General features: G+C 73.4%; 15 protein-coding genes and 1 riboswitch. Of the genes, 7 read left to right on the forward strand and 8 right to left on the reverse strand.

What is annotated here, in order from left to right:
- Positions 1-1,914 (reverse strand): hypothetical protein, encoded by a 1,914-nt coding sequence (locus tag V6U82_RS25545; RefSeq protein ID WP_334465229.1) that lies wholly within the window; start codon positions 1,912-1,914, stop codon positions 1-3.
- Positions 1,915-2,353: 439 nt separating this feature from the next.
- On the opposite strand from V6U82_RS25545, the gene wecB reads away from it, so the two are divergent.
- Genes wecB through V6U82_RS25560 form a run of 3 tightly spaced genes read left to right on the forward strand, consistent with a single transcriptional unit; the run spans position 2,354 to position 7,006 of the window.
- On the forward strand, positions 2,354-3,439 hold the full coding sequence (gene wecB, locus V6U82_RS25550) for a non-hydrolyzing UDP-N-acetylglucosamine 2-epimerase (protein WP_334465232.1): 1,086 nt from the start codon (positions 2,354-2,356) through the stop codon (positions 3,437-3,439).
- A 34-nt stretch (positions 3,440-3,473) separates the two neighbouring features.
- Complete coding sequence (locus tag V6U82_RS25555; protein WP_334465235.1) at positions 3,474-4,886, forward strand: glycosyl transferase; 1,413 nt, start codon at positions 3,474-3,476, stop codon at positions 4,884-4,886.
- A complete protein-coding gene (locus tag V6U82_RS25560) occupies positions 4,883-7,006 on the forward strand; it encodes a glycosyltransferase family 1 protein (protein ID WP_334465238.1) in 2,124 nt (707 codons plus the stop codon). Before V6U82_RS25555 ends, V6U82_RS25560 begins: the two co-directional genes overlap by 4 nt.
- A gap of 59 nt (positions 7,007-7,065) precedes the next feature.
- Here the strand turns inward: V6U82_RS25560 and V6U82_RS25565 are convergent, their stop codons facing one another.
- From V6U82_RS25565 to V6U82_RS25585, 5 genes are all read right to left on the reverse strand, one after another.
- On the reverse strand, positions 7,066-8,658 hold the full coding sequence (locus V6U82_RS25565) for a glycosyltransferase (protein WP_128138660.1): 1,593 nt from the start codon (positions 8,656-8,658) through the stop codon (positions 7,066-7,068).
- A gap of 98 nt (positions 8,659-8,756) precedes the next feature.
- Positions 8,757-10,448 (reverse strand): glycosyl transferase family 1, encoded by a 1,692-nt coding sequence (locus V6U82_RS25570; RefSeq protein WP_334465242.1) that lies wholly within the window; start codon positions 10,446-10,448, stop codon positions 8,757-8,759.
- Positions 10,445-11,476, reverse strand: coding sequence for a Gfo/Idh/MocA family protein (locus tag V6U82_RS25575; protein ID WP_128138128.1), 1,032 nt, complete (start codon positions 11,474-11,476; stop codon positions 10,445-10,447). The genes V6U82_RS25570 and V6U82_RS25575 overlap by 4 nt, the downstream gene beginning before the upstream one ends.
- Positions 11,473-12,579: a DegT/DnrJ/EryC1/StrS family aminotransferase gene (locus tag V6U82_RS25580; protein ID WP_120570715.1), complete on the reverse strand. Its 1,107-nt coding sequence runs from the start codon at positions 12,577-12,579 to the stop codon at positions 11,473-11,475. The genes V6U82_RS25575 and V6U82_RS25580 overlap by 4 nt, the downstream gene beginning before the upstream one ends.
- 151 nt (positions 12,580-12,730) lie before the next feature.
- Positions 12,731-13,363, reverse strand: coding sequence for a TetR/AcrR family transcriptional regulator (locus V6U82_RS25585; RefSeq protein WP_334465247.1), 633 nt, complete (start codon positions 13,361-13,363; stop codon positions 12,731-12,733).
- Positions 13,364-13,518: 155 nt separating this feature from the next.
- Here V6U82_RS25585 and V6U82_RS25590 point away from each other — a divergent pair, with 155 nt between their 5' ends.
- From V6U82_RS25590 to V6U82_RS25605, 4 genes are all read left to right on the forward strand, one after another.
- The gene (locus V6U82_RS25590; RefSeq protein WP_334465250.1) at positions 13,519-14,421 is read left to right on the forward strand and encodes an ABC transporter permease; all 903 of its coding nucleotides are present in this window, start codon (positions 13,519-13,521) and stop codon (positions 14,419-14,421) included.
- On the forward strand, positions 14,414-15,214 hold the full coding sequence (locus tag V6U82_RS25595) for an ABC transporter ATP-binding protein (protein ID WP_091423599.1): 801 nt from the start codon (positions 14,414-14,416) through the stop codon (positions 15,212-15,214). Before V6U82_RS25590 ends, V6U82_RS25595 begins: the two co-directional genes overlap by 8 nt.
- Positions 15,215-15,318: 104 nt before the next feature.
- Positions 15,319-16,821, forward strand: a complete 1,503-nt coding sequence (locus V6U82_RS25600) for a bifunctional cytidylyltransferase/SDR family oxidoreductase (RefSeq protein WP_334465253.1) — start codon at positions 15,319-15,321, stop codon at positions 16,819-16,821.
- Between the two features lie 19 nt (positions 16,822-16,840).
- Positions 16,841-18,517: a CDP-glycerol glycerophosphotransferase family protein gene (locus V6U82_RS25605; protein ID WP_334465256.1), complete on the forward strand. Its 1,677-nt coding sequence runs from the start codon at positions 16,841-16,843 to the stop codon at positions 18,515-18,517.
- Between the two features lie 25 nt (positions 18,518-18,542).
- Here the strand turns inward: V6U82_RS25605 and V6U82_RS25610 are convergent, their stop codons facing one another.
- Both V6U82_RS25610 and V6U82_RS25615 read right to left on the reverse strand, forming a co-directional pair.
- Positions 18,543-19,289 (reverse strand): alpha/beta fold hydrolase, encoded by a 747-nt coding sequence (locus V6U82_RS25610; protein ID WP_334465259.1) that lies wholly within the window; start codon positions 19,287-19,289, stop codon positions 18,543-18,545.
- Between the two features lie 220 nt (positions 19,290-19,509).
- Positions 19,510-20,355: a C39 family peptidase gene (locus tag V6U82_RS25615; protein WP_181726744.1), complete on the reverse strand. Its 846-nt coding sequence runs from the start codon at positions 20,353-20,355 to the stop codon at positions 19,510-19,512.
- Positions 20,356-20,548: 193 nt separating this feature from the next.
- A riboswitch (cyclic di-AMP (ydaO/yuaA leader) is annotated at positions 20,549-20,691 on the reverse strand.
- Positions 20,692-20,698 lie beyond the last annotated feature (7 nt).

Here is a 20,698-nt window from a genome sequence, read left to right on the forward strand (position 1 = left end):
TCACCGGGTGAGCGGGCGGACATCCCACAGCCAGACGTCCGCCACCCGCTGCCCCGGCCCGTACAGCGCGTCGAGCACCACCTTGAGGTCGTCGTGGCGGCGTGCCCGATCCGGCAGCGCCACCGCGTCGGCCTTCCAGTGCCGTACGTCGGCGCGGGCCTGCTCGACGTCCGCCGGCCCGACCGCGGTGTCCCGCTGGCCCCGCGACACGGCGGTGAGCAGCTTCGCGGTCGGCTGCGGCTCGACTCCCCACCGTCCGGTGTTGTCGGTCTTCGACACGGGTGCGAGGAAGTACCCCTCCGGGACGGCGAAGCCGGCCAGCGCGGCGGAACTCCAGTACAGCGACGTCATGCCGTCCACCGGAACCGGCACCAGGGTGCGGCCGGGGGCGACGTGGTCCTTCCAGACGCCGGCGGTGACGAAGTCCGGCACCGGGTTGCGCCCGCGCGCCTCCAGCGGGGTGGGCAGGATCGGCAGCAGCGCGGCGAACAGCGCGACCGCGGCCAGGCGGGGAACCAGCCGGGACCGGCCGGCCTCGCCCTCCCGTACCCGGGCCACCCGGTCCCCGGCGACCGCGAACAGCACGCCGAGCGCCACCGTGGTGATCAGCGCGAACCGGGAGACCACCACCGAGTCGAACACCGGCAGCTCGGACACCAGCGCGAACGGCGCCGGCACGTCGGTGCGCCGGGTACCGACGGTCCAGGTGGTGCCGATCGAGAACACGGCCGAGATCAGCGCGACCACGGCGAGCACCCGGACCACGATCTCGCGGCGCAGCCACCACGCGGCGCCCAGCGCGAGGATCACCACCGACCAGCCGTAGAAGCTGGCCTGCTCGGTGGTGTTCGGGCCCCAGCGCAGGGCGCTGGTGGGGCTGCCGGCCACCGACTCGGTGGCGTACCGCACGAACGACCCGAGGGTCAGCGCGTAGACGTCCGGGTTGCCCGGGTGACCGACCCGGTGCTGCGGACCGGCGAACTGCATCCACAGCGGGTACGCGGCGGCGGCCCCGACGAGCACACCCGTCACGGCGAGCCCGCCGAGCATCGGCCCGGCCCGGCGCAGCGCCTCGCGCGGCCGGAAGATCACGTAGCCGATCACCATCATCAGGCAGCCGAGCGCGGTCAGGAAGAGGATCTCCAGGCTGACGAAGAACTGCGCCACCACGAGCGCGCCCAGGACCAGGCCGTTGCGCACCGGGCGGCCGTCCCGGGCCAGCCTGATCACCTGCCACAGGATGAACGGCACCAGCCACTGGGCGGTGATGTGCGGGTGGCCGTTGCTGTGCGACACCAGCGCCGGCGCGAAGGCGCAGAACAGGCCACCGGCGAACGCGGCCGCCCGGGACGAGACCAGGTTCCGGGACAGCACGTGGTACCAGGCGTACGCGGTGCCCGCCAGGTTGAGCGTGATGAACAGCAGGTACGCGAACGGCGCGCCGAACAGCAGGGTGACCGGGGACAGCACCAGCCCGGGCAGCTGCATGCCGACGTTGGTCATCAGGTTCACGCCGTCCGGGGCGTTCTGCAAGGTGGTGAAGAACGGGTTCTCCAGGTTGCTGACCGCGTGCGCGGCGTACGCCAGCATCCACTCGTTGAAGCCCTGGTCGTTCGGGCGGCTGCCGAGCAGCCGGCCGTCGGGGTTCACCCAGCCCCGCGCGGTCACCCAGAACGCGCCGGCCAGGTAGATCGCCGCGACCAGCAGGTCCGGCCGCATCCGGTGCCACCGCCCCGGGCGGTCGGCGCGCTCCGGCGCGTCGGTCTCCGGCTGCGCCTGCTGCTGCGGCGCGGCGTCGGCGGGCCGGTCCCCGCCTTCGGAAGTGGGCGGCGTCGCGGTCGCGTCGGTGGCGTCGGCCACCGACCCACCGGCGTCTGGGGTGCGGGTACGGATGTCGGGCCCGGGGGCGGTCATGGCGCCGTAGTGTACGCAAGCCGGGCCGCGGCGCCGGGCCAGGCTCGCCAGGCCGGTGAAGAGTCGGCGACGATCCGCCGGCGGCGGGGCGTACCAGCGGTGACCGGTCCGCGCCGCGGCGGGCCGCGAGCCGCCGGGTGGGCACCCGCCGGACCGGGGTGATCCGGCCGGTTCGGTTAGGCTGGTCCCTCGTGTCCCGTTCCACGCCACCGGTCACCGTGCTCCCCGTCGGGGCGGCGGCGTCCGGTGACGAGGGGTGGCCCGGCCCACCATCACGCGCCGGCCGCGTCCGCGTACGTCGTCCGGCGGCGGACGGGGCACTACTATTCCTAGGGCCTGCGGGCACCGGCCCGGCCACGTGGCCGGGGTCCACGGCCTCCCGACTCGGGCGGCGGCCGGTCCGCACCGAGAATCCGTCGCAGATCACGAGGAGTCACGTGTGAAGGTCGTCAGCATCGTCGGCGCCCGACCGCAGTTGGTGAAGCTGGCGCCCATCGCGGCGGCGTTCGCCGAGGACGGGTGCGAGCACGTGATCGTGCACACCGGTCAGCACTACGACGCCGACCTGTCCGACGTCTTCTTCTCCGGCCTCGGCATCCCCGACCCGGACGTGCACCTGGGAATCGGCTCCGGCAGCCACGGCGTGCAGACCGGCAACACGCTGGCCGCCCTGGACCCGGTGCTCGCCGCCGAGGCGCCGGACTGGGTGCTGGTGTACGGCGACACCAACTCGACGCTGGCCGGCACGCTGTCGGCGGTGAAGCAGCACCTGCGGGTGGCACACCTGGAGGCCGGGCTGCGGTCGTTCAACCGGCGGATGCCGGAGGAGCACAACCGGGTGCTCACCGACCACGCCGCCGATCTGCTGCTGGCCCCCACCGAGGAGGCCGTACGGCACCTGGCCACGGAGGGCCTGGCCGCCCGTACCGAGCTGGTCGGTGACGTCATGGTGGACGTCTGCCTGCGGGTCCGCGACGACGTGGCGCGGGGCGGGCAGCCCCGCCCGGCGCTGCCCGACGGCATCGACCCGGACGCGCCGTACCTGCTCGCCACGCTGCACCGCGCGGAGAACACCGACGACCCGAAGCGGCTCGCCACGCTGCTCGACGCGCTCGCCGACCTGCCCGTGCCGGTCGCGCTGCTGGCCCACCCGCGGCTGGTCGCCCGCGCCGACGAGCACGGGCTGAAGCTGACCCGGGGCGCGCTGCACGCCGGCCGGCCGCTGCCGTACGCCGCGATGGTGGCCGCGGTGGTCGGCTCCGCCGGCGTGGTCACCGACTCGGGCGGCCTGCAGAAGGAGGCGTACCTGCTGGACCGGCCGTGCACCACGCTGCGCACCGAGACGGAATGGGTCGAGACGCTGGCCGACGGCTGGAACGTGCTGGTGCCGGACCCGCGCGAGCTGGGTACCCGGTGGGCGGCCACCGCGACGCGGCCCGCCCCGGAGGCGCCGCGCGGCACCCCGTACGGTGACGGCCGCGCGGCCCGGCGGGTCGCCGAGACGCTGCGGCGGCACCTGGCATGACGACCCGCGCCCTCCTCACGATCGGTTATCCGCGATGACCAACCGGACCGTCCCGCTCCCCCGCTCCCACGGCGGGAAGCGGCCGCACGCCATCTACCTCGCGATCGGCTTCCCGCCCGCGGCGAAGAGCAGCGCGTACCGGCTGCGCGAGACGGCGAACCAGTTCGTCGCCCAGGGCTGGGACATCACCGTCGTCACGATCTGCCAGCAGGCGTGGGAGCGGGAGTACGGCCTGGACCACACGCTCTCCGAGAAGGTCGACCCGCGGGTGCGGGTGGTCGAGCTGCCGCTGATCCGGGAGGACCTGGAAACCGACATCCGGGCGTTCTCCGAGGAGCGCTCGCTGGACCCGGCGGGCTGGATCAAGCGGCTGCGCAAGCGCGAGCAGAAGGCGTTCCCGGAGCCGGTCTTCGGCGGCTGGCGGTACGAGCTGGAGAAGGCGGTGCTGCGGCTGCACCGCGAGCACCCGGCCGACCTGCTGCTCGCCTCCTGCGCCCCGTACGTGAACCTGGCGGCCACCTGGAAGCTGTGGGAGGAGCACAAGGTCCCGTACGCGGTCGACTTCCGCGACGGCTGGTCGCTCGACGTGATCGGCGGCGGTGAGGCGTTCACCCGCGACTCCGTGTCCGGCCGGTGGGAGTCCACGGTGCTGGAGCACGCGCAGGCGGTGTGGTGCGTCAACGACCCGATCGCCGGCTTCTACCGCGAGCGGTACCCGCACCTGGCCGAGCGGGTGCACGTGGTGCGCAACGGCTACGACGAGGACAGCCTCCCGGACATCTCCGGCCGCTCGCCGGACCCGGCCGCCGGGCTGACCTTCGGCTACCTGGGCTCGGTCAACTTCAGCCCCGCGTTCCTGGAGTCGGTGCTGGACGCCTGGCGGATCGCCCGGCGCGACGACCCGCTGCTGGCCCGGTCCCGGTTCGAGGTGCGCGGGCACATCGGCGCGGGCGCCGCGCGCGAGGCCAACCGGCACATGGACCTGCTCAAGGAGGCCGCTGTCGACGGGGTCAGCTTCGGCGGCCCGGTGCCGAAGGCCGAGCTGGCGGCGACGTACGGCTCCTGGGACGCACTGGTGCTGATGCTCGTCGGCGGACGATTCGTCACCTCCGGCAAGGTGTACGAGTTCATGGCCAGCGGCCTGCCCGTGCTCTCCGCCCACGACGTCGACCACGACGCCAGCAACGTGCTGGCCGGCCATCCGCTGTGGACCGGGGCGGTCGGGCTCGACCCGCAGCGGCTCGCCGGCTCCTTCGTGGAGGCCGGCCGGATGGCCCTCAAGGCGACCGACGCCGACCGGGCCGCCGCCCGGGAACTGGCCCGCCGCTTCGCCCGGCCGGCCGTGCTCGCCCCGGCGGTCCGCCGCCTCACCGAACTCGTCCGGCCGACCGGCGCCGGCGCGGCCACCCCGGCCACGACCTCCTCGACGGGAGATGCCCGACCGTGACCACAGTGCTCATCGTGGCCGCCGCCGCACCGAAGCAGCCGGCCGTGCTGGTCGAGGCGCTGGAACGCTTCCGCAGCCGCGGCGCCCGCGTCACGGTGGCCTGCTTCTTCGACGCCGAGGAACTCCCGGTCGACCCGGCGCTGGCCGAGGTGCGGTCGTTCGTCGTACCCGCCGACAAGCGCGACGCCCGGCTGCGGCGGGCGCTCGGCCGGGCGCAGGCCAACCGCAAGATCTGGCTGCACGCGCAGCGCCACGCCTGGCTGCGGCAGCGTTTCCGGTCCGCCGACCTGCTGGTGGCCCTCGACCCCCGCTCGGTCCACACGGTGTGGGAGATGGCCCAGCGCAACACCCGGGCCGGTGCGCACTACGGGCTCGTGCCGGCGCAGCGGGCCCTCGACGCGCCCCGCGCCGAGCCGGTCGGCAAGCGGCTGGAGCGGCAGGTCGCGGCGGCCGCCGGCATCGGCACCCGGGGCGCCAAGCGGGCGGCGGTGGAGACGGTGCGCACCACCGTCCAGAAGGCCACCGGCCAGCGGATCATGAGCAACCCGGCGGGCGCCTGGTTCTGGTCCCGCGCGGTCGCCGCGCCCCGCGTACCGGACCGGCTGCGCAGCAAGCTCGCGGTACGGCTGCACGACAGCGCGGTCAAGGCGGGCCGTCCGGCGGTGGCCGCCCGGACCGCCGCGGCCGCGGTCAGCCGGATCAACAGCGCCGCCACGCGCGCGGACGTGCTCACCAAGGCGGCGCAGAGCGAACTGGCCCTCGGGCACGTCCCGTCCGGCCTGCACGACGCGATCCAAGCCCAGCTCGCGCTGGCCGACGCCCGGCTGGCGAAGGACCCCAAGAAGGCCGCCGCGGCGGTGTCCCGGGCGTGGAGCCTGGCGTCCAACCGGGTGCTGCACTTCGACCGGCTCTCCTCGCCGATGAGCGACGACCCGGGCGCCTTCCTGGCCCCGTTCCGGGAGAGCACGGCGGCCCGGAAGCTGTCCGAGCCGCGGGGCCGGCTCGCCCCGGCCGCCCCGGCGCCCACCGACCGGCCGCTGCGGCTGCTGGTCACCACGCTGATCAACGACAACTTCCTCCAGGAGATCCTGGAGCGCTACCGGGCGATGCCGAACGTCGAGGTCCGTTTCCTGGACCTGTACGAGGACCCGGTGACCCGCCCGCTGGCGCTCAGCGGCAGCACCGTGATGGAGCACCTGCTCGGCGCCGAGTCGACGTACGGCGCCAAGATCGAGGAGTGGCTGCGGCCGCACCTGGACTGGGCGGACACCGTCTTCGTCGACTGGTGCCAGGCCACCGCCGCGCTGTTCACGCTGCACGACCCCGGGACGGCCAGGATCATCGTCCGGCTGCACAGCTTCGAGGCGTTCAACTTCTGGCCGCACCTGGTGGACTTCTCCCGGGTCGACGACGTCGTCTTCGTCTCCGAGCACCTGAGGGACCTGTCCACCGCGGTGCTGCCCCAGCTCACCGGCGAACGGGCCCCCCGGCTGTGGGTGGTCGACAACGCGATGGACCTGCAGCGCTATCCCCGGGCCAAGCCGGCCGACGCCAGGTTCACGCTGGGGCTGGTCGGGTACAGCTCGGTGGCGAAGGACCCGCGGTGGGCGATCGACGTCCTGCGGAAGCTGCGCGAGCACGACGAGCGGTACCGCCTGACGCTCATCGGCAGCAACTTCAACAACCGGACCAGCAAGCCGGCCAAGGACTACGGCCGGCTGCTCGCCAAGGACCTGGCCGAACTGGAGCCGCTGGGCGCGGTCCGGCGCTACGGGCAGACCGACGACGTCCCGGGCGCGCTCCAGGAGGTCGGCGTCATCCTCAGCACCTCGGTGCGGGAGAGCTTCCACTGCGGCCTGGTGGAGGGCGCGGCGAGCGGCGCGGTGCCGGTGGTGCGGGACTGGCCGTTCTTCGCCGGCAAGCCGCACGGCGCCCGCACCCTGTTCCCCGCCGACTGGATGGCCGGCACCCCGGCGGAGGCGGCGGAGCGGATCCTGGCCGTCACCGCGACCGAGCAGGCGTGGGCGGAGGCCGGCCGGGCCGCCTCGGAGCACGTGCTGAAGACCTGGGACTGGGCCGTCACCCAGGCCGACTACGACCGGTTGCTGCTGGGCGACTGAACACGGTGACGCAGCGGGGCCCGGCCGGTCGGCCGGGCCCCGCTGTCGTTCTCCGCCGGTCAGCGCACCGGCACCGCCGCCCGCTGGTTCGGCACCGGCCGGACTGCGGTGTCCGCCTCCGCCGGCCGCACCGGCCCGGGGTGGTGCGGCAGCAGCCGGGTGTAGACCTCGTCCATCACCCGGGCCTGCGCCTCCCACGTCCACTGCTCCAGCACGCCCGGCCGGTCGTACGCGGCCCGGTAGCGCTGCGGGTCGGCCAGCACGGTACGCACCGCCCGGACGTAGTCGTCCAGATCCTCGGCCCGGAAGACCTCGCCGTGCCCGGTGGCCCGGGTCGCCTCGGCCATCGTCCGCACGTCGCTGACCACCATCGGCAGGCCGCCGTGGGCGTACTCGAAGAACTTGGTGATCAGCGCGATCTCGTGGTTCGGCTTGTGGTGGATCGGGATGACACCGAGGTCGGCCGGGGAGACGAACGCCGACACCTGCCAGTGCGGCACGTACGGCAGCAGGTGCACCCGGTCGGCCACGCCCAGCTCGGCGGCCAGCTCCTCCAGCTCGTACATGATCGGGGCCTTGCCGTTGGGGTGCACCGAGACCAGCGCGACGTGCGCCTCGGGCATCTCGGTGAGCCCCCGGATCATGATGTCCACGCCGCGCGACGGGTTGATGCCGCCGCAGTAGACGAGCAGCGGCGTGCCGGCGTCGATGCCGCACATCGCCCGGATGTCCGGCACCGGCGTGGCCCGCTGCTCGGCGGTGAGCGACCGCGGCGGCGCGTTCAGCACCACGGCCGGCTGCTCGGGCAGGTCGTGGCTCTCCCGCAGCAGGTCGGCCAGGGTGGACGAGACGGTGATGACCGCGTCGGCGTACGGCGCGTGCTCCCGCACGTAGGCGATCTGGGCGGGCAGCCAGCGCAGGTTCGCCGGCCGGCCGATGATGCCGGGGACGAACTCGTGCGCGTCCCAGAGCAGCTTGACGTCCCGCCCGCCGGCCCGGGCCCGCATGACCGCCCGGGCACCGACGCCGAGCATCCGGAAGTCGTGCGCGTGGATCAGGTCCGGCCGCAGCTCGTCGACCACCGAGGCGAAGGCCAGCTCGAAGTCCCACAGTTCCGGGTCCAGCCGGCGCCAGGCCCGGTCGCCGTGCACCCGCTGCCAGAACCGCAGCGCCGCGCGGTCGAGCCGGGAGTTCGGGTCCTGCTGGCTCTCCTGGAGCCGCCGCAGCTGCGCCGAGCGGAACTTGACCCACTGGAACGCCGTCTTGTTGAGGAAGTACGGCGCGGCCAGCCTGGCCTTGGCGGCCAGCTCGGCCCAGCGGGGCCCGCCCGCCGCCCGGTTCACCTTGATCTCGGAGAGACGGAACGTCAGGTCGTCCCGGCGGGCCCGCAGCGTGTTCAGCCGCCGCTTGGCGTCCGGACCCGGCTTGTACGCCAGCGGCCGGCGCAGCAGCGCGCGGCGGTACGCGACCGGATGCGTCAGCCGCCGGGGCATCCGGATCAGCCGGACCTCGGCGTCGCCGATGCGCCAGCTGTCCTCGGTCGCCGCACCCTTGAGGATGCCGACCAGGATCACCTCCCAGCCGGCCTCGGCGGCCGAACGGGCGGCCTTCTGCACCCGGGAGTCGCCGTGGACCCCGTTGTCGACCAGCATCACCACCCGTCCCCGGGTCGGTCGGGCATCGCTACTCGGGACAGCTTGCATCGGGTGCTTCTCCTCGTTGGCGGGGCGGTGCACGGGCGGTCGGCGGGTCACCGGAGGAAGGCGTCGAATGCCTCGGCGGTCCGCCGGCCGTCGTGGTGGTCACGGACGTAACGCGCACCCTCCGCGGCCAGGGCGACCGCGGCGGGCCTGTCGTCGAGCAGCGACTCGATCGTCTTGACGAGCGTGCCGGGTGTGGCGTTGGCGATCGGCGGCTGGACCCCGGCGGCCCGGTGCGGTCCTTCGCTCACGTACGCCACCACGACCTTGCCGGCGGCCATCCCCTCACAGGAGAAGGTGCCGTAGCTGCCCATCACCAACTGGTCGACCACGATGTCGCAGTCCTGCACCAGGCGGCGCATCTCGCTGTGCGGCAGACCCTCCACCAGGCGCAGTTCGATGATCCGTCGATCGTGCAGCTCCTGCAACCGGGGCAGGAGCCGGTCGGTGCCCTTGGTCCAGCGGTTGGACGGGGCGTGCAGCACCACCGGCCGGGTGCGTTCCAGCACCGGCCGGTCGCAGGCCCACGCGTCCACGTCCACGATCAGCGGCGCCCAGGTGGCGAACGGCACGTCGTCCAGCAGGTCCGGGGTGGTCACGAAGAACGGCAGGCCGCTCTCCTCGGCGGTGCGCCGGTTCCGCTCGGCCACCACGGTGAGCCGCTCGCGCAGTTCCTCCGGCGCGTCCCGGAACGCGGACTCGGCGTGCCGCTCCAGGTGCGCGCCGGGGTGGCGGATCTCACTGCCGTGCGCCAGCAGTGCGACCTTGAGCCGGGCCCGGCGCAGCGCGGGCAGGTCCGCGGCGATGTCGTCGCCGTTGAGCCGGCCGAGCACCGGGCGGAACGCGTCCACGATCAGGTGCGTGTACCAGCCGAGCACCCGCGCCGCCTGCTGCATCTGCACGTCGAGCCGGTGCTCGCCGGGGAAGTGCAGATACCGGTCGGCCGGGTAGCGGTAGGTGGCCGGTGGCTTGGCCACGACCAGCTCGATGCCGACGTCCGCCCGCGCGGCGCTGATCGCCACCGCGAGGGCGGAGAGCTGCCCGGCGAAGTTCGCCGTGCCCAGACCCAGCCGGACCGGTCCGGCGCCGAGCGCCCGCCACCGGCCCGGTGTGCCGGCCTCGACCGGCGCGGCCGCCGGCTCCGGCGGTTCCGGCGTCTCCGCCGCGTCGTCGCCGCCCCGCTGCCAGGCCCGTTCCACCGCCTTGGCGAAGGAGGGCACCGAGCCGGGCGCGTAGAAGTCGCCGGCCCGGTGGCGGGCCAGGTGCTCGCGGACCACCCGGTTGTCGGCGGCCACCACCCGCAGCCCGGCGGCGAGGCAGGTGTCGAGCAGCCCGAGGCCGGCGTCCGGCGCGAACCCGAACACGGCCACGTCCCCCGAGGCGAGGAACGCGGCCGTCATCGTGCGGGGGCGCGGCACCGGGTGGACCCGGCGGCGAGCCTTGCCGGCCCGGCGGACCAGGTCCTGGGCGGCCGCCTGCTCCGCCGCGTCGCAGACCAGCGCCAGGTGGAACTCGGGCAACCGGGCCAGGGCGCGCAGCACGCCGTCCAGCGCCCGGTCGCCGCTGATCCCGCCGGCGTGCACCAGCAGCGGCGTGCCGGCGGGAAGTTCACACAGTTCGCGTACCGAAGGGGTCTCCCAGGGGCGCGTGCCGGCGGCGGCCCGGCGGAGCGCGATGCGCCACCGCCGGGGTATCCGCCGCCGTACCGCGGAGACCGTCCGCCGCACCGGCGCCGGGCTCATCGCAGTGCCGGCTCCGCGTCGCTGCCGCTGGCCGCGACGGACACGACCTTGCCGTCGGCGGACGACTCCAGCAGGGCGGCCGCGACCTGCACGGTACGCAGACCCTGCCGCAGCGTGACGATGTCGCTCTGCTTGCCCTCCACCGCGTCCCGGAAGCGCTCGTGCTCGACCAGCAGCGGCTCCCGCTTCGGGATGGCGTAGCGGACCATGTCGCCCTCGGCCACGCCGCGGAACGCGCGCAGCGCCTCCCACTCGGTGTCGATGGCGGCGTTGGCGTAGAACGTCAGGTCGGCGGTGAGCGTGTCGGCCACGAAGCAGCCCTTGTCACCGGTGACCACGGTCGACCGCTCCTTGAGCGGGCTGAGCCAGTTCACCAGGTGGTTGACCATCGTGCCGTCGGCGAGCTGGCCGACCACGGCGACCATGTCCTCGTGCAGCCGGCCGCTGCGCGAGACCGTGCGGGCGGCGACCGAGGTGTACTGCTGGCCGGTCACCCAGGCGGTCAGGTCGATGTCGTGGGTGGCCAGGTCCATCACCACGCCGACGTCGGCGATCCGGTGCGGGAACGGGCCCTGGCGCCGGGTCACGACCTGGAACACCTCGCCCAGTTCGCCCGCCTCCAGGCGGGTACGCAGGCTCTGCAGTGCCGGGTTGTAGCGCTCGATGTGCCCGACGCCGGCGACCAGGCCGGCCTTCTCGAACGCCTCGACCAGACGGGTGGCGGCGTCGACGGACTGGGCGAGCGGCTTCTCGATGAGCGCGCAGACGCCGTTGGCGGCCAGCTCCATGCCGATCGGCTCGTGCAGCGCCGTCGGGCAGGCCACCACCGCGTAGTCGACACCGAGGGCGAGCAGGTCGCTCAGCTCGGGCACCACGGGCGCGCGCAGCGTGCCGGTCACGTCGCCGGCCGGGTCGACCACACCGACCAGCTCGACGCCGTCCAGGTTGGACAGCACGCGGGCGTGGTTGCGCCCCATCGCGCCGAGGCCGATCAGGCCGGCCCGCAGCTTCCGTCCGCCGTCGCTCATCGGGCACCGCCGGCCAAGTTCGCGCCCTCGGCGATCCGCTCCAGCTCGGCCTGGCTCAGCGACGGGTGCACCGGCAGCGAGACCACCTCGGCGGCGGCCCGCTCGGTCTCCGGCAGGTCCCACGCGCCCGGCTTGCCGTCGACGAGGTACGGCTTGAGCCGGTGGATCGGGGTCGGGTAGTAGACCGCGTTGCCGATGCCCAGCTCGGTGAGGCGGGCCTGGGCGGCGTCGCGGTCGCCCCGCACCCGCACCGTGTACTGGTGGTAGACGTGCTTGGCGCCGTCGGCGACCGGCGGGGTGACCATGCCGGTGATCGCCGAGTCGAGGAACTTGGCGTTGGCGCGGCGCTGCTCGGTCCACTCGGCGAGCTGGGTGAGCTGCACCCGGCCGATCGCGGCGGCCACGTCGGTCATCCGCATGTTGGCGCCGACGATCTCGTTGGCGTACCGCTGCTCCATGCCCTGGTTGCGCAGCAGCCGCAGGGTGCGGGCGAGGTCCGCGTCGGCGGTGCTGATCATGCCGCCCTCGAGCGAGTGCATGTTCTTCGTGGGGTAGAAGCTGAAGCACCCGGCGGTGCCGAACGCGCCGACCGGCGTGCCGTTCAGCTCGGCGCCGTGCGCCTGCGCGGCGTCCTCGACCACGGCGAGGCCGTGCTGCTGCGCGATCTCCATGATCCGGTCCATCGCGGCCGGGTGGCCGTAGAGGTGCACCGGCATGATCGCGACGGTCTTCGGCGTGATCGCGGCGGCGACCGCCTCCGGGTCGACGCAGAAGCTGCCCGGCTCGATGTCCACGAAGACCGGCTCGGCGCCGACCAGCCGGACCGCGTTGCCGCTGGCCGCGAAGGAGAACGACGGGACGATGACCTCGTCGCCCGGGCCGAAGCCGAGCGCCATCAGCGTCAGCTGGAGCGCGGAGGTGCCGGAGTTGACGGCGACGCAGTGCCGGCCGCCGACCAGGTCGCCGAACTCCTCCTCGAACGCCGCGACCTCGGGGCCCTGCACGACCCGGCCGCTCCGCAGCACCCGGACGGCCGCCTCGATCTCGGCCTCGCCGATGATCGGCCGTGCGGGGGGAATGAACTCTGGATGCGGCCCGACCATGGGGCTTCCTCCTGTCGACGCGGGATTCATGGGAGACATTTCGGGGGATAGTACCGGTCTGTCGGGAAAACCAGCGGGTTGCACTGATTGTCCGACCGGATGTGACCTTCTGTTCATGATCGACGACGGCCCTCCGGGGGCGGCCCGGGGTTCAGACTTCCACCTCGTCGCGTACAGGCCCCACGCATGCTACCCGCAGCGCGGCGACGATCGCGGCCGCCATCCGGGGCACCTCGGCGGGCTCCAGAGGGGCCCGGGAGATCGCCATCCGCCAGTAAACCGGGCCGACGATGAGATCGACGGCGGCGCGCCGGTCGGTGGCCGGGGACAGCTCACCACGCTCGACCGCCCGGCCGATCAGGATCCGCCCGACGGCCTGCTGGTAGTCGTCCAGGGCGGCCTGCAGCTTCTCCGCGATCTGCGGGTTGCGGGCCGCCTCGGCCAGCAGGTCCGGGATGATCTGCGCGGCCAGCCGGTGACGCAACGCGCGCGCCATGACGTGCAGCAGGATCTCCAGGTCACCGAGGAGGCTGCCGGTGTCCAGCAGCGGGATGTTCCGGCCCGCCACCGCCGAGACCATGTCCAGCACCAGGTCGAGCTTGGAACGCCAGCGGCGGTAGATGGCGGTCTTGCTCACACCGGCCCGCCGGGCCACCGCCTCGATGGAGAGGCGACCGTAGCCGACCTCGGCCAACTCCTGCATCACGGCGGCGCGGATGGCACTGGTGATCTCCCCGCGCAGCACCGCCGCGCCGGCCGGAGCACGCCTCTTCTCGGTCGTCACGTGGAACAATGTAGCGCAACGACGGTACGGTTGCGTCCCGACGTTCGGTGGACTACCTTCCATGCAGCAGCGAGGCGGCTCCTCCCCGCCCGGCCACGCTGGATCTCTTTCACCGCACTGCTCCCCATCAGCACGAAAGATCGGAGCGCCTGAACATGGCCAACACCGCGGTGGCCGACCCCGAATCCGGACTGACCCGGGCCCAACTGGCCCAGCGGTACGGACTGCGGGTGGCCGGGGAACGACCGCCCCTGGGTGAGTACGCACGCAGGTTGTGGGCGTACCGGCACTTCATGACCGCGTACTCGCGGGCGAAGGTCGCCTCCTCGCTGAGCAACACCCAGCTCGGCCAGCTCTGGCAGGTGCTGACACCGCTCACCAACGCGGCGGTCTACTTCCTGATCTTCGGCCTGATCCTGGCCCAGAGCCGGAACGTGCCGAACTTCATCGCGTACCTGTGCACCGGCGTCTTCATCTTCATCTTCACCCAGACCGCGGCGTCCAACGGCACCAACGCGATCACCGGCAACCTGGGCCTGATCCGGGCGCTCCAGTTCCCCCGGGCCGCGCTGCCGATCACCGTCACGCTCGTGCAGCTCCAGCAGCTGCTCATGTCGATGGTGGTGCTGGCCGTGATCGTGCTGCTGACCGGCGAGCCGATCACCTTCCGCTGGATCCTGATCGTCCCGATGCTGCTGCTCCAGACGATCTTCAACGTCGGGCTGAGCATGGTGATGGCCCGCCTCGGCTCCAAGGTCACCGACCTCAAGCAGGTCATGCCGTTCGTGATGCGCACCTGGCTGTACGCCTCGGGCGTGCTCTACCCGGTGGCGCTCATCCGCGAGCACCTGCCGCCGTGGGCGGCCAACATCCTGGAGTGGAACCCGCCGCTGGTCTTCATCGAACTGGCCCGCTACGCGCTGCTCGACTCGCACCAGCCGAACCTGATCAGCTCCCCGCTGAAGCTGTGGGTGATGGGCCTGTCCTGGGCGGTCGTGATGGGCATCGGCGGGTTCGTCTACTTCTGGCGCGGAGAGAAGGAGTACGGCCGTGGCTGAGCAGACCCTGCCGCTGAACGCCGGCCCGGTGACCGACTCGGGCCGCGTCCCCACCGTGGTGGTGGACGACGTGCACGTGATCTACCGGATCCACAAGGGCGCGAGCGGCGGCACCACCCCGGTGTCCGCGCTCAAGCGGATCGTCTCCCGCACCAAGGCGCCGAACATCCGCGAGGTGCACGCGGTCAAGGGCGTGAGCTTCACCGCGTACGAGGGTGAGGCGATCGGGCTGATCGGCAGCAACGGCTCCGGCAAGTCCACACTCCTGCGCGCCATCGCCGGGCTGCTCCCGCCGGCCCGCGGCGCCGTCTACACCCAGGGCCAGCCGTCGCTGCTCGGCGTGAACGCCGCGCTGCTGAACGACCTGTCCGGCGAGCGCAACGTGGTGCTCGGCTGCCTCGCCATGGGCATGCACCCGGACGAGGTCAAGAAGATCGCCCCGGAGATCATCGAGTTCTCCGGGATCAACGAACGCGGCGACTTCGCCTCGCTGCCGATGCGCACCTACTCCTCCGGCATGGGCGCGCGGCTGCGCTTCGCGATCTCCTCGGCGAAGAAGCACGACGTGCTGCTCATCGACGAGGCGCTGGCCACCGGCGACCGCAAGTTCCGGGTCCGCAGCGAGCAGCGGGTCCGCGAACTGCGCGACAGCGCCGGCACGGTCTTCCTGGTCAGCCACTCGATCGGCTCGATCCGGGACACCTGCGAGCGGACCATCTGGCTGGAGAGCGGCGTCCTGAAGATGGACGGCCCCACCAAGGAGGTCTGCGACGCGTACGAGAACCAGAAGTAGCGCCCCGGAGCGCACCGCACCGGGTTCCGCCCGGAGCGGTGCGCTCCGGCGTACGCGTTAAGGTTTTCGGACCCATCCCCTTTCACCCAGAGTGAGGTACGGCAATGACGCAGGACCACACCACCGCACCGGACGCCGCGCCGGCGAGCCCGGCACCCTGGCGCCCCACGCGTACGGTGGCCGTGATCCTCGCCGGGGGGACCGGCACGCGCCTCGGGCTGGGCATCCCGAAGCAGCTCCTCAAGATCGCCGGTAAGCCGATCATCGAGCACACCCTCGCCGTCTTCGAGGCCGCGCCGGAGATCGACGAGATCATCGTGCTGATGGCCACCGGTCACGTCGACGACGCGCGGCGCATCGTCGCCGGCGCCGGCTTCCGCAAGGTCACCAAGGTGATCGAGGGCGGCGAGACCCGCAACGACACCACCCGGATCGCGCTCGACGCGGTCGGCGAGGGCGACGTCAACATCCTCTTCCACGACGCGGTCCGCCCGCTGGTCAGCGCCCGGATCGTGCGCGAGTGCGTGAACGCGCTCTGGACGTACTCGGCCGTGGACGTGGCCATCCCGTCCGCCGACACGATCGTCCAGGTGGACGCGGACGACTGCATCACCGACATCCCGGTCCGCTCCCGGCTGCGCCGCGGCCAGACCCCGCAGGCGTTCCGCTCCGGCACCATCCGCGAGGCGTACCGCCGTGCCGAGGGCGACCCCGACTTCGCCGCCACCGACGACTGCGGCGTGGTGCTGCGCTACCTGCCCGGCACGCCGATCAAGGTGATCGACGGCTCGGACGAGAACATCAAGGTCACCCACCCGGTCGACGTGCACCTGGCCGACAAGCTGTTCCAGCTCGCCGCCGCCCAGGCGCCCCGCCTGACCGACCACCGCAGCTACGCCGAGGAGCTGACCGGCCGGACCGTCGTGGTCTTCGGCGGCAGCTACGGCATCGGCCACGACCTGGCCGAGCTGGCCCGCTCCTACGGCGCCCAGGTCTTCCCGTTCAGCCGCTCCACCACCGGCACGCACGTCGAGCGGGCCGACGACGTGGCCGCCGCGCTGAAGACCGCGTTCGAGGCGACCGGCCGGATCGACCACGTGGTGGTCACCGCCGGCATCCTGGAGAAGGGCGCGCTCGCCGAGATGGACTCGGAGACGATGGACCGTCTCCTGCACGTCAACTTCGTCGGCCCGGTCACCATCGCGCGCCAGTCCCTGCCGTACCTCCAGCAGACCAAGGGCCAGCTGCTGCTCTACACGTCCAGCTCGTACACCCGGGGCCGGGCCCGCTACGCGCTGTACTCGGCCACCAAGGCCGCGCTGGTCAACCTGACCCAGGCGCTCGCCGACGAGTGGGCCGAGTTCGGCGTACGGGTCAACTGCGTCAACCCGGAACGCACCGCCACCCCGATGCGGACGCGCGCGTTCGGCGAGGAGCCGGAGCACACGCTGCTCTCCTCCGAGGCGGTCGCACAGGCGTCCCTGGACGTGCTGATCTCCGACCTGACCGGCCAGGTGGTCGACGTGCGCCGGTCCCCCGGCGAGCAGGTCGCCGCCGTACCGGCCCAGCCGGGCCCGCACCGCTCCGAGCTGTCCGCCGACGCCTGAACCCGACGGGACGTACCAGATGCGTGGTGACCTGGTCCGCAAGCTGCTCGCCCGGGTGCTGACCACCGGGCTGGCGGTGCTGGCCTTCCTCGTCGTGGCGCTCACCGGCGCCACCGGCTGGGGCCTGGCCCTGGCGGTCGCGGCGCTCGCCGCCACCGCCTGGGAGCGCCGGGTCCGGCCGTCGGCCGACGGCCTCGCCGAGACGGTGCTCGTCGCCGCCGGCATCCTGGTCGGCTACGCGCGGCGGCTCGACGCCGGCTTCGACCCGGCGCTGGCCGCCTCCGCGCTGGTCCTGCTCGGGCTGGTGCTGCTGGTCGGGCCGCTGCGGCAGGCCGGCGCGCTGGAGATCCGCGCGGCGAACCTCCCGGTGCGCACGTGGACACCGGTCGTCGCCGCCCGGCTCGGCGACGCGCTGCTGGCGCTGCTCGCCGTGGTGGCGCTCGCCGCCGCCCTGGCGCTGCCCGCCTGGACGGCGCTCGTCGCCGCGCTGCTCGTCGGCGCCGGCTGCGGGGCGGTCGCGCTGGACCTCGCCCGGCGCCGGTTCCGCCCGCCCGCCGGAGGCGGCCCGGTCGGCCGCGCGCTGCGCCGCCACCAGCCCGAGTTCCTGCTGCACTTCTCCGCGCCGCCCGGCTCGGAGTACCAGGTCACCATGTGGCTGCCGTACCTGGAGCGGATCGGCCGCCCGTTCGTGGTGGTGCTGCGCGAACCGGAGTTCCTGCCGGCGGTGGCCGCCGCCACCCGCGCCCCGGTGGTCCTCTGCCCCACGCTGAAGGCGCTCGACGAGGCGCTGGTGCCGAGCCTGCGGGTGGCGTTCTACGTCAACCACGGCGCGAAGAACGCCCACGTGATCCGGTTCAACCAGCTCACCCATGTGCAGCTGCACCACGGCGACAGCGACAAGGCCCCCAGCGCCAACCCGGTCTCGGCCATCTTCGACAAGATCTTCGTGGCCGGGCAGGCCGCGATCGACAGGTACGCCCGCGCCGGCGTGGAGATCCCCGCCGACAAGTTCGTCGTGGTCGGCCGGCCCCAGGTCGAGGCCGTCGAGGTACGCCGGGAGCCGGTCAGCTCACCGGCGCAGCCCACGGTCCTCTACACGCCGACCTGGACCGGGCACCACGCCGACGCCAACTACTGCTCGCTGCCGGTGGCCGAGACGCTGATCCGCCGGCTGATCGACCGGGGCGCCGCGGTGATCCTGCGCGCCCACCCGTACACCGACAAGAACCCGGCCTCGGCCCGCCAGCTCGCCCGGCTCACCGAACTGCTCGCCGCCGACCGGGCCAAGACCGGCCGGCCGCACCTGTGGGGCGCCGCCGCGAGCCGGGAGCTGACGCTCACCGAGTGCGTCAACCGCGCCGACGCGCTGGTCTCCGACGTCTCCGGGGTCATCTCCGACTGGCTCTACTCCGGCAAGCCGTACGCGGTCACCGACACCGGCGCCGACGGTGAGCACTTCGTCGAGCGGTTCCCGCTCGCGGCGTCCGGCTACGTGCTGCGGCGCGACATGTCGAACGTGGACGAGGTGCTCACCGACCTGCTCGACGCCGACCCGAAGGCGGCGCGGCGCTGGGCGGCCCGGACCCGCTACCTGGGCGACTTCCCCGCCGACGGGTACGCCGAGGCGTTCCTCACCGCCGCCCGCCGGGAACTGGAACCCGACTGGGCGGTCCCGGCGCCGCGCACGGCCGGATAGCACGCGCCCGGCCCGGCCGGCCGCCTCAGAGGTACGGGTCGAGCAGGGCGAGCACCGCCTCCGGGTCCTCGACGTGCGCGTTGTGGCCCAGTCCGGGCAGCGTGGCCACCGGCACGCCCAGCTCCTTGAGCTGCGCGTCGGTCACCATCGGGTCCAGTTCGCCCCGGGCCAGCAGCACGGGCACACCGGTGGCGGCCAGCAGGGCCGGCAGCCGGGGTTCCCCGACGGCGAACGCGGCCGGGTCCATCGCGAGCCGCCAGCGGCCGTCCACCCGGCGCAGCCCCGCCTCCACCACCGGGTGGTCCGGTGCGAACAGCCCGGCGAGCCCGGAGACCCGCAGGTAGCGGCGGGCCGCCTCGTCACGGCTGGCCAACCAGGTCACCGGCCGGGCGGCCAGCTCCTCCGACTTGGCCAGCTCGGCCGGGGACCAGACCGCCTTGATGCCGAGCCCCACCACCGCGTCGACCGGAAGCCCTCGCTGCCGGGCCGCGAGCGCCAGCGCCACCACCCCGCCGAGCGAGTGCCCGAGCAGCACCAGCCGGTCCTCGGGGCCGAGCCGGACCGGGCCGAGCCCGTCGACCACGCGCTGGGCCAGGGCCTCGAACGAGTAGCCGTCGAGCGGCGGCGACCAGCCGTGTCCCGCCAGGTCGGGGGCGAGCCAGCGGCCGGGCCAGCCGCGTTCCAGCAGCGGCGCCCAGGGCAGCCACACCTCGCCGGTGGCACCCATGCCGTGCAGGAGAATCAGGTGCCGCTTCCCCGTCGCATCGCCCATTGGCGCAGTCTGCCACCGCCCGCACACGACACGCGAGACCGAACCCCGCCACCCGCACCCCGCCCTCGCCGTCGATCTTGGAGTTGTGGCACCTTCCATAGCGGGCGAGCCGGTCATACTGGGCGCCACAAGTCCAAGATCGGCGAGCCGGGGCGGCGCATGCCACACACGGGGAAGGCCGGCGCCCCGGGTGGGGTGCCGGCCTTCGGGTGTGCGGGAATCAGGCGGAGTAGCCGCGTGTGGAGACCCAGTGCGCCAGGTCGATCGTGGTGACCCAGTACGACGGCAGCGACGGGTCGGCCGAGTCGGCGATGCGTACGGTCCGGCCGTCGTTCTTGTAGCCGACCACAGCGACGTAGTGGCCGCCCGGGAACGAGTGCCAGCCACCGTTGGTGTCGGTGGCGGTACCGGCGACGTTCGCGACGACCGCGCGGCCGTTGCTGATCGCCTCGACCACGTCTGCCTGGAGCCGGTCCATCTGGGCCGGGGTGGCGGTGCCGGGAATCATGCGGGTCCGGTACGGGTTGCCCTTGACCTGCTGGTTGAGCACGCGGGTGGTGTCCTCGGCCGAGTTGGTGCCCATCTCGGTGGTGCCGAGGGGACCGGCCAGCGCGTCCTGGCTGCGCTCGATGCCGGCGGCGCTGAGCGCGTTGCGCACGGCGGCCGGCCCGCAGTAGAAGTAGTTGATCTGCGCCTGGTAGTCGTAGTCGAGCGTCTTGCTCGACGGCGGCTTCGGCTTGGCCTTGGGCGTGGTGTCCGGGTCGGCCGTGGCCTTCTTCGACGGGGAGGCGCTCGGCGACGCGCTGGGCGCGGCGGAGGCGCTGGGCGGTACGGCGATGCGGGCCTCGCCGCGGCTGGCGGGCTGCTCGCCGAGGCGGGCGGCGCCGAGGTCGGCGACCGCTGCGGTGTTCTCCTGGACCGGGGCGTCGTCACCGGCGGTGGCGACGGTGCCGGCGCCGGCCGCCAGCACGAGCGCGGCGGCCGATCCGGCGATGATCTGGTACGGGCGTTCGGTGACGATCCGTCGCAGCTGACGCTTCAGGTGGTGCTTCAAGAAATCCTCCACGGGGCGTGAGCGGCGCACGCCGGCCCGGCACGCGGAGGAACTCACGCGTGCTGGCGGGGCCGGATGGCCGGGGGGATCGGGAACGCCCGTGATGCCGGGCGCCCAGGGGGCGGTTGCCGGTCGCGCGTCAGGCGAGCGCGGGCACCGCGATGCCGTGGAGGCGGGGGGACGATCGAGGGGTGGGCACGAGGGGTACTCCTTCCGTGGCCGCCGACCGGGTTAGCTGACGGATTCGGGCGGGAAGTACGCCCTACCGCGGGCCGTGGGCTCGCGGATTCACCCCGATGGTGCTCATGGGTCCCCGGTTCGTGGAACACGATTAGGCGGGTCGGTGCGGCGTCGC

The organism is Micromonospora sp. CPCC 205554, from assembly GCF_036902745.1.
GTDB lineage: Bacteria > Actinomycetota > Actinomycetes > Mycobacteriales > Micromonosporaceae > Micromonospora > Micromonospora tulbaghiae.